Below are 13934 nucleotides of genomic sequence, written 5' to 3' on the forward strand. Positions count from 1 at the left end.
GAAGGGCGATCCCCTGATCCAAAGCCTTTTCGCCTCGATGTCGTCCCCGTCCGGTTCCGGTCTGCCTGACCCCGGCCCATCCGATCGACCGCTGTTGGATCGTCTGGGCGGCATCAACCTTTACCTGGTGGGAATGATGGGGGCAGGCAAGAGTGCCGTGGGTCGCCCCCTGGCTGAGGGCCTGGGCTATCGCTTCATCGACGCCGATCTGGTGCTCGAGCAAGCGGCGGGACAGACCATCCCGGAGCTGTTCGCGGCGGCAGGCGAGCAGGGCTTCCGGGATCTGGAGTCCTCCGTGCTGGCGCGCATCGCCAGCTGGCATTCGCTTGTGGTGGCCACCGGGGGGGGGGTGGTGCTGCGCCCCGACAACTGGGGCCAGCTGCGGCAAGGCATCGTGGTCTGGCTCGATGCTCCAGAGGCCCTGCTGCTGGAGCGACTGGCGGCCGATCCCACCCCACGGCCGTTGATGGGCGGCCCCGACCCGGCCGCTAAGCTGCGGACCTTGCTCAACCAGCGGCGGACGCTGTACGGCCAGGCGGATGTGCACATCCAGCAGGACGGAAGCCCGCCAGCGGCGGTGGCGGGCCAGGTGCTCGCGGCGCTGCCTGGGGTGCTGAAGCGGTCCTAGCGGCGGGGCGGCTCCAACCGCACGGCGAACCACTGCGCCGTTCGTCCTGGCTCCAGCTCCAGTTCGCAGGCCGTATCAAGCAACCGCTCGGCCCGGGCCCGATCATGGGGAAAGTCGGCCAGATCGGCCGGCGGCTCCGGCAGACCAGCCAACAGCTCGGCCAGCCAGCCCACGGTTTCTTCCGCCGTCAGGGTTCGTTCGCCAGCCTGGGGTTCGAGGACGACGTAATGATCGCGTTGGCGCAGCAGCGGATCCGACATGGGCAGAGTTCAATCGGGCGGATCGCCTGGACCCGTCCCCTCGGCGACCGGGGGAGCACCGGCGGCTTCAGTCACCCGGCCGAGGCTGACGTAGAGCCGGTCCCTCCAAGCGAAAAGGGGCAGGAGCAGGGGATGATCGGCCACTCCGGGAACACCCAGGCCCGCCAGGGGCGCTCCGGCACTGGCGGGGAACCGGAGCAGGTAGAGCTGGGCGGCCACGGCCAGATCCGCCAACGAGAGCTGATCACCCACCAGAAACGGCTGGCTGTCGACCAGCATCGCCAGTTGCTCGAGGCTGGTCTGCAACTGCTGGCGGCCATCGCGGGAGATCACCTCGCCGAGGCTGCTGAGCAACTCACCCGGAAACGCCCCCAGCAGGGAGCGGAGGGGGCCTGGAGTCGCCTCCGGCAGCAGGGCACCCCGCAGGACGCCGTCCTGGCTGGCGGCTTGCCAAAGGGCAAGGCGCACCCCGGCGGCCAGGGTGGTGTCGGCCCAGTCCTCCAGCAGCAGCACCCGGGCCCGCTCGAGCGGATCGGCGGGGATCAGCGGCGGAGCCTTCCCCTGGCCATCGAGATAGACGGCGATGGCCGAGGAATCGGCGATCACCTCCGCCCCATCGCGGAGCACCGGCACCTGCCGCTGCCCAGAGAGCCGGAACAGCTCCAGCTGGCCGAGGCCAGGGGTGACCTCCACCACCGTGTAGTCCAGGCCACGGGCGGCGAGGTTCAGCCGAACCTTCTCGCAGAAGGCGGAATGCCTGAACTGGTAAAGCTCCAACATCGTCGTCGCGAACAGCGTCGCCTCGAACCCCTTGGCGGCAGAGTAGCTCTCATTCCGTGAACCCTCGCGCAGGGGCACCGCAGCGCACCCCAAGCCATGAAGGATTTCTTTCTCAACGTGACGCGCTACCCGCGCTATCTGGTGGCCTTCAGCCTGGGGGTGTTCAACTCGGTGCTCGAACCGCTGGCCCGCCGGGGCAGCAATCCCGTCACGGCCGTGGCGCTGATCGGGGCCCTGCTGAGTGGCTTGCTCAGCCTGGCCCTGGTGCTGCGTGCGATGGTGAATCCCGCACCGCTGGCATAGGCATGGCACAGGGCCGACGGGTGGAGCGGGTCGCGGCGCTGATCCGGCGCGAAGTCAGCGAACTGCTCGTCCAGGGCATCAAGGACGAGCGGGTGGGGCTCGGCATGGTGAGCGTCACCGAGGTGGAGGTGGCCGGCGACCTGCAGCACTGCAAGATCTTTGTGAGCATCTATGGCAGCGAGGACGACCGCCAGAAGGCCCTGGCCGGCCTGACCTCCGCCACGCCGTTCGTGAAGGGGGAACTGGGCCGGCGGCTGAAACTGCGGCGCACCCCCGAGGTGATCTTCCAGCTCGATCGCGGCATCGAGAAAGGCACCTCAGTGCTGGGGCTTCTCAACCAACTCGGACGCCAGCGGGACGAGAAGGGTGAGGTGCCAACGGGCAGTGATGCGCCCTGCGCCTGACTGGCGCCAGCTGAGCCTGCCGCAGCAGGTGGCCCGCCTGTTGGTGGTGCGGGGCAGCGGCCACCTGGGCGATGGCCAGCGCCGTTATCCCCGCTGGGAGCTGCCCAACGCTGAGCTGAAGCGCCTCCTGGGCGAAGGGGTGGGAGGGGTGATCCTGCTGGGCGGCAGTGCCGCCGAACTGCGCTGGCGCACCGACCAGCTGCGGCGCTGGGCGGGCCACGACCTGCTGCTCTGCGCCGATGTGGAGGAAGGGGTCGGCCAACGCTTCGAGGGGGCCAGCTGGCTGGTGCCCCCCCTGGCCATCGGCCGGCTCCACGGCAGCGATCAGGCCAGGGCGCTCGCCCTGGCCGCCGCCTACGGGCGCTGCACCGGCCGCCAGGCCCGCCTGCTGGGCCTGAACTGGGTTCTGGCGCCGGTCTGCGATGTGAACAACAATCCGGCCAATCCGGTGATCAACGTGCGGGCCTGGGGGGAGGATCCCGCCACGGCGGGGCGCCTGGCGGCCGCCTTCATCACCGCCGCCCAGGCCGAGGGGGTGCTCTGCTGCGCCAAGCACTTCCCCGGCCACGGCGACACCGCCAGCGACTCCCACCTGGAGCTGCCCGTCCTGCCCCACGGCCGCGGCCGGCTGGAGGCGGTGGAGCTGCCCCCCTTTCGCGCCGCGATCGCAGCGGGCGTGGCCACGGTGATGACCGCCCACCTCCAGCTGCCGGAGCTGGATCCAGGCCGCCCCGCCACCCTCTCGCCCGTGGTGCTCGACCAACTGCTGCGCCGGGAACTGGGCTTCGGCGGGCTGGTGGTGACCGATGCCCTGGTGATGGAGGCGATTGCCGGACGGTGGGGCGCCGGTGAAGCGGCGGTGCTGGCCTTCGAAGCCGGGGCGGATCTGCTGCTGATGCCCGCCGATGCCAACGTCGCGATGGCGGCCCTGCTGGCGGCCCTGGGGAGCGGGCGGATCAGCCGGGAGAGGCTGGAGCTCAGCCTGCAAAGGCGCGAACGGGCCCTGGAAGCGGTGGCGCCGGCGTTGGCAGGAGCAGGGTCTGGATCAGAGGCTGTGGAGGGGCTCGAATCCAGCAGCGAGAGGGCCCTGGCCCGGGAGCTGGGGGAGGTGAGCCTTCAGGCCCAGGGCAACCCCGGCCTTCCACCGGGGCCGGGCCTGAATCTGATCCGGCTCGACAGCACCCTGGCCAACCCCTGCCTGCCGCTGATGGCCCCCGCCCTGCAGCGACCGGCCCAAAGCGGCTACGCCGCCTGCCTGATCGATGGGCGCAGCCCCAGCCCCTGGAACAGCAACTCCGCCGCGCCCCTGGCCCTGGAGCGGCTGCCGCCGGGGCCGGTGCTGCTGCAGCTGTTCGTGCGGGGCAACCCCTTCCGCGGCAGCGCCGGCGGCGAAGAACCTTGGCCTGCGGTGATCAGCCAGCTCCTGGCGGCCGGCCGGCTGGCGGGGCTGGCCATCTACGGCAGCCCCTACCTGTGGCAGGCGTTGCAACCCTTGCTGCCAGCAGGCCTCCCGGCGGCCTACTCCCCCGGCCAGATGCCCCTGGCCCAGGCCATACTCCTGGATGCCCTCGACCTCACGGGCGGCGGCCTCGAAGGCGGATTCACCGACTGAGCCATGACAGCCCTGCCGGCCTGGCGGATCGCCGCCCTCTCCGCCCTGATTGCCTTCGGCCTGGCGGCCCCGCAGATCCGGGCCAGTCCGGTTGCCGGGGAAGGCCCTGCCGTTGGGCAGGGCTGCCAATGGCTCAACCGTTTTGGCCGGCCTGACATCACACCGGCGGCGATTGACTGGTTGGAGCGCTGCCTGGTCGGCCTCCCCTCCACCAAGAGTGCCAATTCAACGGATCAGGGCTATACAAAAGACCGCCAGAAACTCCACGACGACATCATCGAAAAAGCAAGGTCAGGGAAGCCCTGCATCACCACCGGACGGCCCTTCGCCATCCTCACCGGAGGCCCACCGGGTGCCGGAAAAACCACCTGGCTGAAGCGACACATCCCCAGCTCGGTGCTCCAGAACACCTACAGGATCGATGCCGATGAGGTACGCGAAGCCTTGCCGGAATACCAGGGCTGGAATGCCAGTGCCACCCAGGAAGAGGTTCGCGACATCGTCGACCAGCAGCTTCAGGCCATCTCAAAACCATGCCCACTCCATGTGATCTACGACGGAACCATGGCCCGGGCTGATCGCTACCTGACGCTGATTCCAGCGCTGAAGCGCATGGGCTACAGGGTTTTCCTTGTCCAGGTGGTGATTCCCGAGGCGATCAGCCAACGGAGGGTTCTGGATCGCTACCAGGCCACAGGGCGCTTTGTACCGCGCTCGATCGTGAAGGCCTTCTATGGCCAGGGAGCAATGGTCTTCCGGCAGTTGGCACCATCGGCGAACGGCTCGATCCAGGTGGATGGAATCACCGGCAGAATCCTGAGAAGCCAGGGAGATCCCCTCCCAAGGATGCAACCTTCGCCCGGGGCGGCGCCCAACAAGTCGTAACGATCCAAACCGATCAAACGCGCCACGGGTAGATCAAATCTGAACCCATCAGCCGTGCATCGAATGCCTCAGCAGAAGCTTTCCGAGCCCGCCCACCAGGTTTCCAAGATGAGGTCTGCAGGCCCGATCCTGCTGGCCGGCTATGTGCTTGTTTCAGGACTTCGCAGCACGGTGCTGAAGGGATTGCAGCTCTTCGGCGCCGCCAATTCCATCGGTGGCGAGAATCCGATCAGCTTCTGCAATGTCTTTTTTCTCTCCCAATCCCTGGTGGGAATCGCCCTGGTGCGCGCCGAACCTCGGGTGGTCTGGGATGAGATTCGCACCCTTCCTCCTGCCGCAGCCCGAGCCATCGCCGCCGATTCCTTCCTGGGTTGCTTCCTGGCCCCAGTCGCGTTCTATCTCTCCCTCGATCGCCTGTCCGTCATCACCCAGACCCTGCTGTTCTCGCTGACCTTGCCCGCTTCCGCTTTGCTGGCGCTGGTCTGGCTGAAGGAGAAACTACCGCAACGCTTCTGGCTCAGCCTCACCTTGATCCTGGGCGGATTGCTGGTCGGCAAGATCCTGGGAGCGCCGGGTGGCGGGATGGAAATGAGTGATTGGAAGGGGGTGTCCTGGGCCCTGGTGTCGGTCCTGGCCACGGCCCTGCGCAACTGCATCCGGCGCAAGACCGCGAGCTACGGGCTTTCGCGGGGACTGACCGTGGGGGTCACCAACCTGGCTGGAGCGATTGTTTTCCTGTTCATCGCCCTGCGTCTCTACGGACCGCAGCACTTCATGTTTCTGGAAGCCTGGTGGGTGTTCTGGGTGATCGTGGTCTATGGAATCACCCTGTCCCTGGGCACCGAAGTTCTGCGGCAGATCTGTGGGCGGTTGTTCGCCGTCACGCCCCTTGCCCTGGGTGGCAGCGCCAGCATCATCGTGAGCGTGGTGAGTGCGGCGGCCTTTCTTGGCGAGCCGTTCAACGCCATCACCGCCTTGAGCCTGGGCCTGATCATGGCGGGGATCACCCAGCGCTTTTTTCGCCCCCGGGCCCAATCCAGCTGAAGGGGAGCCCGGTGGTCACCCCCTTTAGGCTCCGCCCAGGCGCCCCATACACCGATGCTCAGCCTCTCGATGATCGTGCGGGATGAGGCCGAGCGCCTGGACGCCTGCCTGGCTTCGGTGGCGGGCTTCGTTGATGAGCTTGTGGTGGTGGACACCGGCTCGGGTGATGCCACCGTGGAGATTGCCCGAAGCCACGGCGCCACGGTGCACCAGGTCCCCTGGCCGGGGGATTTCGCCGAGGCCCGCAACCAGGCCCTGGCATGGGCGAGCTGCGATTGGGTGCTGGTGCTGGATGCCGACGAACAGCTTCTACCCGAGGCCCGAGGCCCCCTGCGGGCCCTGATGGCGCTCCCGGATGTGCTGGTGGTCAACCTGCTGCGGCTGGAGCGCGGCGCCCGGCAGTCTCCCTACTCCAGTGTGAGTCGGCTGTTTCGGCGCCATCCGGCCATCCGCTGGAGCCGCGCCTATCACGCGATGGTGGATGACAGCGTGGCGGCCCTGATCGAGCATGAGCCCCACTGGCGCATCGCCGCCTGCCCCCAGCCCGCCCTGAGCCATGACGGCTACCGGCCGGAGCTGCTGGCGGACGGCGGCAAGGCCGCCCGCCTGCGCCAGGCCATGGAGCGGGAACTGCGCGATAACCCGGGGGATCCCTATGCCAGCGCCAAGCTGGGAGGGCTGGAGATCAGCGAAGGGCAGCGGGAGCGGGGGCTGGCGCTGTTGGAGGAAGGTCTGGCCCGTTGCCCTGCCGAGGCCCACCCGGAGCGCTACGAACTCCTGCTGCACCTGGCGATGGCGGAAGCCGCCGGGCATCCCGGCCGGGCGATCGACCTGTACCACCAGGCCCTGGCCCTGCCCCTCAATCCCCGCCTCTGCCTGGGGGCCCAGCTGAACCTGGCGGCGCTGCTGCTGAACCAGGGCGAGGCCGAGGCCGCCCTGCCGCTCTGCGAGACAGCCACACGGCGGGCACCGGAGGTGGCGCTCGGCTGGTTCAATCTCGGCCTGATCCGCCGCCGCCTCGGTGACATCGCCGGGGCGATCGAGGCCTACGGCACCGCTCTGCAGCTCAGCCCCGACCATGCCGAAGCCCACCAGAATCTGGCGGTGGCCCAGCTGCTGGGGGGGAACATCGACGCGGCCCGCCAGAGCTTCGGCGAGGCGATCCGCCTGCTGCGACGCCAGGGAAGGGCTGGGGATGCCGACCAGTTGCTCCGCCAGGCCGGTGCGATGGTGAAGCTCCAGGTCTGAGCCGATGCGCGAAGCCAACCCAGAGCCCAGCGCCAGCGGTTCACCCCGGCCACCGCTCGAAGGCCGCACCGTGGTGGTGACCCGGGCCGAGCGGCAGTTGGGGGAGGCGCGGCAACGGTTCGAGCGGGCTGGTGCCCGGGTGCTCGACCTGCCCGCCCTGGTGATTGGCCCTCCCGATGAATGGGGCCCCCTCGACGACGCCCTCGCCGAGCTCGATGACTTCCATTGGCTGGTCTTCTCCAGCAGCAACGGCGTGGACGCCGTGGAGCAGCGCCTGGAGCGGATCGGCCGCAACCTTGCCAGCCGACCCCGCCCCCTGAAGATCGCGGCGGTGGGAGTCAAAACCGCCGCACACCTCGAAGCCCTCCGGGCCCCGGCCGACTTCGTGCCGCCCACCTTCGTGGCTGAGAGCCTGATCGAACACTTTCCCGTGTCGGGTTGGGGGCTGCGCTTGCTGTTGCCCCGGGTGCAGAGCGGCGGCCGCTCGCTGCTGGGCGAAGCCTTCGGCGAAGCCGGCGCCCGGGTTGTGGAGGTGGCCGCCTATGAATCACGTTGCCCGCAGCACATGCCACCGGCCACCGCCGCTGCCCTGGGGCAGAAGGGGATCGATGCGATCACCTTCAGCAGCGGCAAGACCGTGCTGCACAGCCGCCAACTGCTGGAGCAGAGCTTGGGTGCTGGTTGGCGCGATCTCCTGGAGCGGGTGGCGCTGATTTCGATCGGGCCCCAGACCAGCCGCGCCTGCCGGGAGTTGCTCGGGAGGGTGGATGGGGAAGCTGATCCCCACGATCTTGAAGGCCTGGTGGGAAGCTGCATCGCCACCCTGGCGAGCCGCCCCGACCTCAGAGCAGCGCGGGGTTGATCCGGGCGCTGATCGTCCGCTGGCCCTGGCGGAGCCACAGGCGGCCCGCCCTGGCATCGATCGAAGCCACGCTCCAACCGGCGGGAAGCAGGGGGGTGGTGCGGCCGCCGTGGTCGCCGGGCGAGAGGCTGCCGCTCTCGTTGCCGTAGGTCACCAGGGCCTGGGGCACGCCCCCGACGCTGACAACCCCGTTGAACTGAAACCCCTTCGGCAGAGTGATCGGAGTCTGGAGGCCGGGCCGGCTGCCGGGCGGACCCGCTGGCGGGGCCTGGGGCGGGCGGGGCAGGGGGGCAAAGGGGTCGAGGCGCCGCTCCGGAGTGGTGGCCAGCACCTGCTGGGGAGTTGGCAGAGGCGTGAAACCGTTTGAAGCCGGTGTGCCTGCCGCAGCCGCAACGGCCGGGGGCTTGGCGGAATCCCCAGCGGGGGAGACTTGGGGGGTCAGCGCCAACACCTGGGCTTCAGGACCTGGCGGCGGGGCACTGGCGCAACTGGCCAGGGCAGGGAGCGCCAGGGTGGCCAGGAAGCACCGCAATTCAGACGATTGCCTGGCCCCGTTCCACGAGATCCTTGAAGCGATCAAGATTGGCCTGGAGCTCCCGGGTGACGATGCCCCCCAGGATGGCGGGTTCCATCAGCGGCGCAAGCACCCCGGGCAACTCGTAGCTCACCGTGAGGCGAACGGCCGTGAGCGACTCGCTCTGGGGATAGAAACGCACGGCGCCCTTGGTGGGCAGCCCTCCCACCGATTCCCAATGGAGCTGCTGCGCTTCGACCCGCTGGGAGATCCTGGCCTTCCAATGAAAGCGGAAACCCTGGGCGGAGAGAGTCCAGTCGGTGAGATTTGGATCGTCGAGGGTTTTCACCGATTCGATCCAACGCATCCAGCGCGGCATCGCCTCCAGGTCGCTCCACACCTCCCAGACCCGATTGGCCGGGGCATTGATTTCAGTGGTGACGCTGTGCTCCAGCCAACGGCCCATGGTGATCAGGCCACCGCGGCGCAAGGAGCCAGCCGGACCGGCAGATCGAGGATGGCCGCCGCCGCCAGCCGGCCACTCATGGTGGCGCCCTCCATCGAATCGATGTAGTCCTGGCGGGTGTAGCTGCCGGCCAGGAAGAAGTTGGCCACCGGGGTGCGCTGCTGTGGACGGAATGGCTCCATGCCCGGGGCCTCCCGATAGAGCGACTGGGCCAATTTCACCACATTGCTCCAGATCAAGGTGAGGTCCCGGGCGGAAGGGAACAGGTCCCGCACCTGGGCATCCACCGCAGCAGCGATCGCCTCGTTGCCCTTGGCGATCCAGGGATCGCCGGGGGTGAGCACGCACTGCAGCAGGGAGCCCTGGCCCTCGCGGCGGTAGTCGTCGGGGCTGGCCAGGGCCAGATCAGCGAAGCAGCTGAAATCGGCGTCGGCGGTGTACAGCAAGTTGTTGAGCCCCGTGGGGCGGCCCAGATCGCTGCGGGCGGCGCGGTTGGCCTCCGAATCGCCCAGTTCGGTCACCCAGCCGTCGTAGCGGAGCTGCACGGTGGCCACCGGCACGGCATCAAGCTTGTAGATGGCATCGAACTGAGGGAAGCGCCGCCAGGCCAGCGGCAGCAGCCGCTGGATGCCCGGCACGTCACAGGCCGCCAGATAGGCGTCTGCCTCCACGGTGACCTCGCCCTCGGGTGTGCCCAGGCGCAGGCTGGTGATCCGAGGGGCTTCGCTGCCGATCTCCTCGTAACGCACCTCGCTGACGCGATGGCGCAGGTGCAGACGGGCGCCCCGGGCTTCGATGTAGTCGAGGATCGGCCGGTGCAGCCAGCGATGGGGCGAGCCCCTGAGCAGGTTGAGCTGGGAGGCCTCGGTGCGGGTGGCGAACATCAGGAAGATCGTCAGCATGCAGCGGGCGGAAATCGCGGCGCAATCAATGAAGCCGAGGGCATAGGCAATCGGATCCCACATCCGCTCGATGCTGCGCTCGCTGCCGCCGTGGCCCACGAACCAGGTTTTGAAGCTGATCCGATCCAGGTCACGGATCACCGCCATGGCGCCGTCGTAGTCGACCAGGCCCCGCACGATCGGGCTGGTGCCAAGGGCCAGGGCATTGCGCAGCTTGTCGATCCAGTCGAGCTGGGGCGTGGTGAAGAAGGCCTTGAGGCCGTTGAAGGGGGCGCCGATCGGAAAGCGAAAATCCAGCTCCCGCAGGTCGCCGCCCTTGTTGACGAACAGGTGGGTGTGGTCCTTCGGGAGCAGGTTCTCGAAGGCCCCCACCTTGCGCATCAGGGCAAAGAGGTTGGCGTAGTTGAAGAAGAACACATGCAGCCCCATCTCAATGTGGTTGCCGCCTGAATCCACCCAGCTGCCCACCTTGCCGCCCACGAATGGCCGGACCTCATAGAGGTCCACCTGGTGGCCGGCATCACAGAGGTCGACGGCCGCCGACAAGCCGGCCAGACCCGCACCCACGATGGCGACCCGCACCCCGTCTCTCCGACTTTCCCTGACTCTATGGAGCCACCCGCTGCGGCGGCGGTCGTTCTGAAGCGGTTGCCGAGAAGCGGTTGTCCAAAAACCAGGCAGCCTCCATAGAGTGGAGGCAATGTGTCCATCCGATCCCGCAAGGCGCCCCCCATGAGCAGCACGATCGCAACGGTGTCAGTGGAGATGGTCCCGGCCACCCACACCGGCAAGGACGGCAAGGGGATCCTGATCACCGATCCGGCCATGAAGCAGCTGGCCAGCCTGACCCAGCAGCAGGGCGAAGAAAAACTGCTGCGGGTGGGTGTCCGCTCCGGCGGCTGCAGCGGCATGAGCTACACCATGGATTTCGTGGCCGCCGACGCCATCGCCGACGACGACGCGGTGTATGTGTACCAACCTGCCGGGGCCGCGAGCTTCCGGGTGGTGTGCGACCCGAAGAGCCTGCTGTACATCTACGGCATGCAGCTCGATTTCAGCTCCGCCCTGATTGGCGGTGGTTTCAATTTCACGAACCCGAACGCCAGCCAGACCTGTGGCTGCGGCAGTTCCTTCGCCGTCTGAACTGGCGGCAGCATCGAACATGGGAACCTGAAGGGATTCCCTCGATCACCGCCGCTGCCGATGACGGCCTCCAGCCCTTCCGCCGAATCCCAGTTCGATCAGGCGATCCACCGGTACCAGGAGGGCGCCCCGGCCGCCGAGCTGATCGACGATTTTGTGGCGATCACAGCCCAGGCCCCACGCCTCTCCGCCGCCTGGACCTGCCTGGCCTGGCTGCAGCTGCTGGAGGACCAGCCGGAGCAGGCCTTGCGCTCGGCGCGCACGGCCGTGAAGCTCAATCCTCAGGATCCGCAGTCGCGCATCAATCTCTGTCTGGCGATGCTGGACACCGGCGCCAAGGGGGTGCGCGAACACATTGATCTGGTCCTTCGGGTGACAGCGGTGGCGCCCGAGCTGGCCACCGAACTGCAGGGTTCGATCGCCGATGGCCTGCGGCGCAAGCCCGGCTGGAAGGCGCTGGAGAAGGTGAAGAACTGGCTGCAGGGGTGAACGGGAGGCCCTCGGGAGCCCCAGCGGCATGAAGCGCGTTCTGTTGCTCAGCAATGGCCATGGTGAGGATCTGAGCGCCAGCCTGATCGGCGATCGGCTCCAGGCGAGCGGTGTGGCCGTGCAGGCCCTGCCCCTGGTGGGCCATGGGGCCGCCTACAGGCAAGCGGGCATCGCGGTGCTGGGCCGCACCCGCGAATTCAGCACCGGCGGCCTGGGCTACACCAGCCTGGGCGGGCGGCTGACCGAGCTGTTCCAGGGCCAGGTGAGCTACCTGCTCGGCCGGCTGGGCCTGTTCCTGCGTCAGAGCCGACAGGCCGATCTTGTGGTGGTGGTCGGTGATGTGATCCCGGTGCTGGCCGCCTGGTTGTGCCGGCGGCCGGTGGTGACCTACCTCGTGGCCTACTCCAGCCACTACGAGGGCCGGCTGCGGCTGCCTTGGCCATGCGGCGGCTGCCTGCGCAGCCAGCGGTTCCGGCGGGTGTTCAGCCGCGATGCCTTCTCCGCCACCGATCTCACGGCCCAGCTGGGGCGACCGGTGCGGTTTCTCGGCAACCCCTTTCTCGATCCCGCCCTGGCAGCAGCTCCACCGCCTGACAGCGAGGAGCAGCCAGCAGCACCATCGGCCCAGGCGCTCGCCCTTCTGCCGGGAAGCCGGCTGCCGGAGGCCGAGCGCAATCTGGAGTTGATGCTTCTGGTTCTGGAGCGGCTTCCAGCCCCTCTGCAGCAGCCGGATCGCCTGGGTCTGGAGGCCGCCCTGGTGAAGGGATTCCAGCTGGAGCAGATCGTCGCCCTGGCGGCCCGGCTGGGCTGGAGGCTGGAGGGCAGGAGCCTGCGCCGCGGACCCCTGGAGCTTCGGCTGCACTGGGGGCGCTTTCCCGCCGTGCTGCAGCGAGCCAGCCTCCTGCTCTCCATGACTGGCACCGCCGCCGAGCAGGCGGTTGGGCTAGGCAAACCGGTGATGCAGCTGGTCGGGTTCGGGCCGCAGTTCACCCCGGCCTTTGCCGAAGCCCAACGGCGCCTGCTGGGTCCCTCCTTGGCCTGCAGCGCCGGGGAACCGGGAACCGAACAAAGCCTGGGTGGCACCGCCCGGCTCCTGTCGGAGCAGCTCGAAGCGCTGGTGATCGGCACGGACCTGGCGGATCGCTGCCGGGCCAACGGGCTGGAGCGGATCGGCGGCCCGGGGGGCTCAGCGAGAATGGCGGAGCAGATCCTGGCCGTGCTGGATGACTGAACCGGCTTCGAGGCCCCTGATCGAGCGTCTGAAGGGTTGGCTTGACAACCTGCTGGTGGCCGATGTCTTCCTGGTGATCGCCGGAGCCATCTGGTTCGGGGTGGCTATTGCGCTGCACAGCCGGAAGGTGGAGGCACCCCTGGAGCTGTTTCAGCAGCTCTGGACTCCAGTGTTCACCCCAGCGATCGGGGTGCTGATGGCCGCATCGGTGCTCAGCGGGATTCTGGGCTGGTGGCAGCGGCGAGGGCCGCGGCAAGCTCCGGGTAGTGGAAGCTGAAGCCTTGGCCCTGCAGGCGCTCCGGCACCACCTCCTGGCCCTGGAGCACCACCTGGGCCCCGTCACCGAGCAGGAGCTGCAGCACCGGGCCCGGCACCGGCAGCAGGCTGGGTCGCCCCAGCACCTTGCCCAGGGCGTTAGCAAACGTTGCCATCGAAACCGGATTCGGCGCCACGGCGTTGTAGGCACCCCCGTAGGCCGGATCCTCCAGCGCCGTGGCGATCAAGGCGCAGAGGTCGTCGCGGTGGATCCAGCTCATCCACTGGCCGCCCGAGCCGATCGGCCCACCGAGCCCGGCGCGGAACACCGGCAGCATCTTGCCGAGGGCTCCGCCATCGGCGGCGAGCACGATGCCGATCCGCAGTTTCACCACCCTGGCTAAAGCAGCCGCCCCATCGGCGGCCGCCTCCCACTGGCTGCAGAGGCGGCCGAGCACATCATCGGCGGGAGGGCTCGCCTCGCTGAACCGCTGCTCCAGGCTCGTGCCGTAGTAGCCCACCGCCGAGCCACTCACCAGCACCGCCGGCGGGCGCGGCTGGGAGGCCATCGCCTCGACCAGAAGCCGGGTGGTCTGCAGGCGGCTGTTGACCAGCAGGCGAACGTGATCGGCCGTCCATCGCTTCTCGGCGATCGGCTCGCCGGCCAGGTTCACCACCCCCTCGGCCTCGGCCATGGCAGCGGCCAGCTCGGGCTGCTTCCAGCTGTCGGCCTGGGCAGGGTCGGCCACGAGCCGATCCAGGCGGGGATGCTGCAGACCATCGAGGCTGCCTGGCCGGCGACTCACCACGCTGCAGGCATGGCCCCGCTCCAGCAGAAGGGGAACCAGGGCCCGCCCGACGAAACCCGTGCATCCGAGCAGCAGCAGGCGCATGGCGATCGTTCCCCC

The 13934-nt window shown here is 68.5% G+C and carries 18 protein-coding genes; 12 read left to right on the plus strand and 6 right to left on the minus strand.

What is annotated here, in order from left to right:
• The first annotated feature begins 37 nt into the window (after nucleotides 1-37).
• Nucleotides 38-628, plus strand: a complete 591-nt coding sequence (locus KBY66_RS07710; RefSeq protein WP_255088720.1) for a shikimate kinase — start codon at nucleotides 38-40, stop codon at nucleotides 626-628.
• Here the strand turns inward: KBY66_RS07710 and KBY66_RS07715 are convergent.
• Both KBY66_RS07715 and KBY66_RS07720 read right to left on the minus strand, forming a co-directional pair.
• Nucleotides 625-888: a chlororespiratory reduction protein 7 gene (locus tag KBY66_RS07715; protein WP_255088721.1), complete on the minus strand. Its 264-nt coding sequence runs from the start codon at nucleotides 886-888 to the stop codon at nucleotides 625-627. The genes KBY66_RS07710 and KBY66_RS07715 overlap by 4 nt on opposite strands.
• Nucleotides 889-897: 9 nt before the next feature.
• Nucleotides 898-1668 carry a glutathione S-transferase family protein gene (locus KBY66_RS07720; protein WP_255088814.1) on the minus strand — a complete coding sequence of 257 codons (771 nt, stop codon included), beginning with the start codon at nucleotides 1666-1668 and terminating at the stop codon, nucleotides 898-900.
• Nucleotides 1669-1764: 96 nt separating this feature from the next.
• Here KBY66_RS07720 and KBY66_RS07725 point away from each other — a divergent pair, with 96 nt between their 5' ends.
• The 7 genes from KBY66_RS07725 to KBY66_RS07755 all read left to right on the plus strand — a co-directional run bounded on the left by KBY66_RS07725 (nucleotide 1765) and on the right by KBY66_RS07755 (nucleotide 8026).
• The gene (locus KBY66_RS07725) at nucleotides 1765-1971 is read left to right on the plus strand and encodes a DUF751 family protein (protein WP_255088722.1); all 207 of its coding nucleotides are present in this window, start codon (nucleotides 1765-1767) and stop codon (nucleotides 1969-1971) included.
• A 2-nt stretch (nucleotides 1972-1973) separates the two neighbouring features.
• Nucleotides 1974-2375, plus strand: a complete 402-nt coding sequence (rbfA, locus tag KBY66_RS07730; protein WP_255088723.1) for a 30S ribosome-binding factor RbfA — start codon at nucleotides 1974-1976, stop codon at nucleotides 2373-2375.
• Nucleotides 2359-3987: a glycoside hydrolase family 3 N-terminal domain-containing protein gene (locus KBY66_RS07735; RefSeq protein ID WP_255088724.1), complete on the plus strand. Its 1629-nt coding sequence runs from the start codon at nucleotides 2359-2361 to the stop codon at nucleotides 3985-3987. Before rbfA ends, KBY66_RS07735 begins: the two co-directional genes overlap by 17 nt.
• Before the next feature lie 3 nt (nucleotides 3988-3990).
• Nucleotides 3991-4872, plus strand: coding sequence for a zeta toxin family protein (locus tag KBY66_RS07740; RefSeq protein WP_255088725.1), 882 nt, complete (start codon nucleotides 3991-3993; stop codon nucleotides 4870-4872).
• Nucleotides 4873-4980: 108 nt separating this feature from the next.
• Nucleotides 4981-5916, plus strand: a complete 936-nt coding sequence (locus KBY66_RS07745; RefSeq protein ID WP_255088726.1) for a DMT family transporter — start codon at nucleotides 4981-4983, stop codon at nucleotides 5914-5916.
• A 54-nt stretch (nucleotides 5917-5970) separates the two neighbouring features.
• Nucleotides 5971-7164 carry a glycosyltransferase gene (locus KBY66_RS07750; protein ID WP_255088727.1) on the plus strand — a complete coding sequence of 398 codons (1194 nt, stop codon included), beginning with the start codon at nucleotides 5971-5973 and terminating at the stop codon, nucleotides 7162-7164.
• Between the two features lie 4 nt (nucleotides 7165-7168).
• Nucleotides 7169-8026: a uroporphyrinogen-III synthase gene (locus tag KBY66_RS07755; protein WP_255088728.1), complete on the plus strand. Its 858-nt coding sequence runs from the start codon at nucleotides 7169-7171 to the stop codon at nucleotides 8024-8026.
• On the opposite strand, the gene KBY66_RS07760 is transcribed toward KBY66_RS07755, so the two are convergent.
• Genes KBY66_RS07760 through zds form a run of 3 tightly spaced genes read right to left on the minus strand, consistent with a single transcriptional unit; the run spans nucleotide 8007 to nucleotide 10490 of the window.
• Complete coding sequence (locus KBY66_RS07760; RefSeq protein WP_255088729.1) at nucleotides 8007-8558, minus strand: hypothetical protein; 552 nt, start codon at nucleotides 8556-8558, stop codon at nucleotides 8007-8009. The two genes, KBY66_RS07755 and KBY66_RS07760, sit on opposite strands and share 20 nt — an antisense overlap.
• A gap of 1 nt (nucleotide 8559) precedes the next feature.
• The gene (locus tag KBY66_RS07765; protein WP_255088815.1) at nucleotides 8560-9006 is read right to left on the minus strand and encodes an SRPBCC family protein; all 447 of its coding nucleotides are present in this window, start codon (nucleotides 9004-9006) and stop codon (nucleotides 8560-8562) included.
• 5 nt (nucleotides 9007-9011) lie between these two features.
• Complete coding sequence (zds, locus tag KBY66_RS07770) at nucleotides 9012-10490, minus strand: 9,9'-di-cis-zeta-carotene desaturase (protein WP_255088730.1); 1479 nt, start codon at nucleotides 10488-10490, stop codon at nucleotides 9012-9014.
• 150 nt (nucleotides 10491-10640) lie between these two features.
• Between zds and KBY66_RS07775 the strand changes: the two genes are divergently transcribed.
• From KBY66_RS07775 to KBY66_RS07790, 4 genes are read left to right on the plus strand one after another with little or no spacing between them, the layout of a single operon-like run.
• Nucleotides 10641-11051 (plus strand): iron-sulfur cluster assembly accessory protein, encoded by a 411-nt coding sequence (locus KBY66_RS07775; RefSeq protein ID WP_255088731.1) that lies wholly within the window; start codon nucleotides 10641-10643, stop codon nucleotides 11049-11051.
• Between the two features lie 60 nt (nucleotides 11052-11111).
• Entirely contained in the window at nucleotides 11112-11540 is a 429-nt protein-coding gene (locus KBY66_RS07780; RefSeq protein WP_255088732.1) for a hypothetical protein, read from the plus strand.
• A 28-nt stretch (nucleotides 11541-11568) separates the two neighbouring features.
• Nucleotides 11569-12771: a lipid-A-disaccharide synthase-related protein gene (locus KBY66_RS07785; protein ID WP_255088733.1), complete on the plus strand. Its 1203-nt coding sequence runs from the start codon at nucleotides 11569-11571 to the stop codon at nucleotides 12769-12771.
• Nucleotides 12764-13048, plus strand: coding sequence for a hypothetical protein (locus KBY66_RS07790; protein ID WP_255088734.1), 285 nt, complete (start codon nucleotides 12764-12766; stop codon nucleotides 13046-13048). The genes KBY66_RS07785 and KBY66_RS07790 overlap by 8 nt, the downstream gene beginning before the upstream one ends.
• Here KBY66_RS07790 and KBY66_RS07795 read toward each other — a convergent pair.
• Complete coding sequence (locus KBY66_RS07795) at nucleotides 12984-13919, minus strand: TIGR01777 family oxidoreductase (RefSeq protein ID WP_255088735.1); 936 nt, start codon at nucleotides 13917-13919, stop codon at nucleotides 12984-12986. The two genes, KBY66_RS07790 and KBY66_RS07795, sit on opposite strands and share 65 nt — an antisense overlap.
• Nucleotides 13920-13934 lie beyond the last annotated feature (15 nt).

Origin of the sequence: Synechococcus sp. Tobar12-5m-g (genome assembly GCF_024345415.1) — a bacterium.
Taxonomy (GTDB): Bacteria; Cyanobacteriota; Cyanobacteriia; order PCC-6307; family Cyanobiaceae; genus Regnicoccus.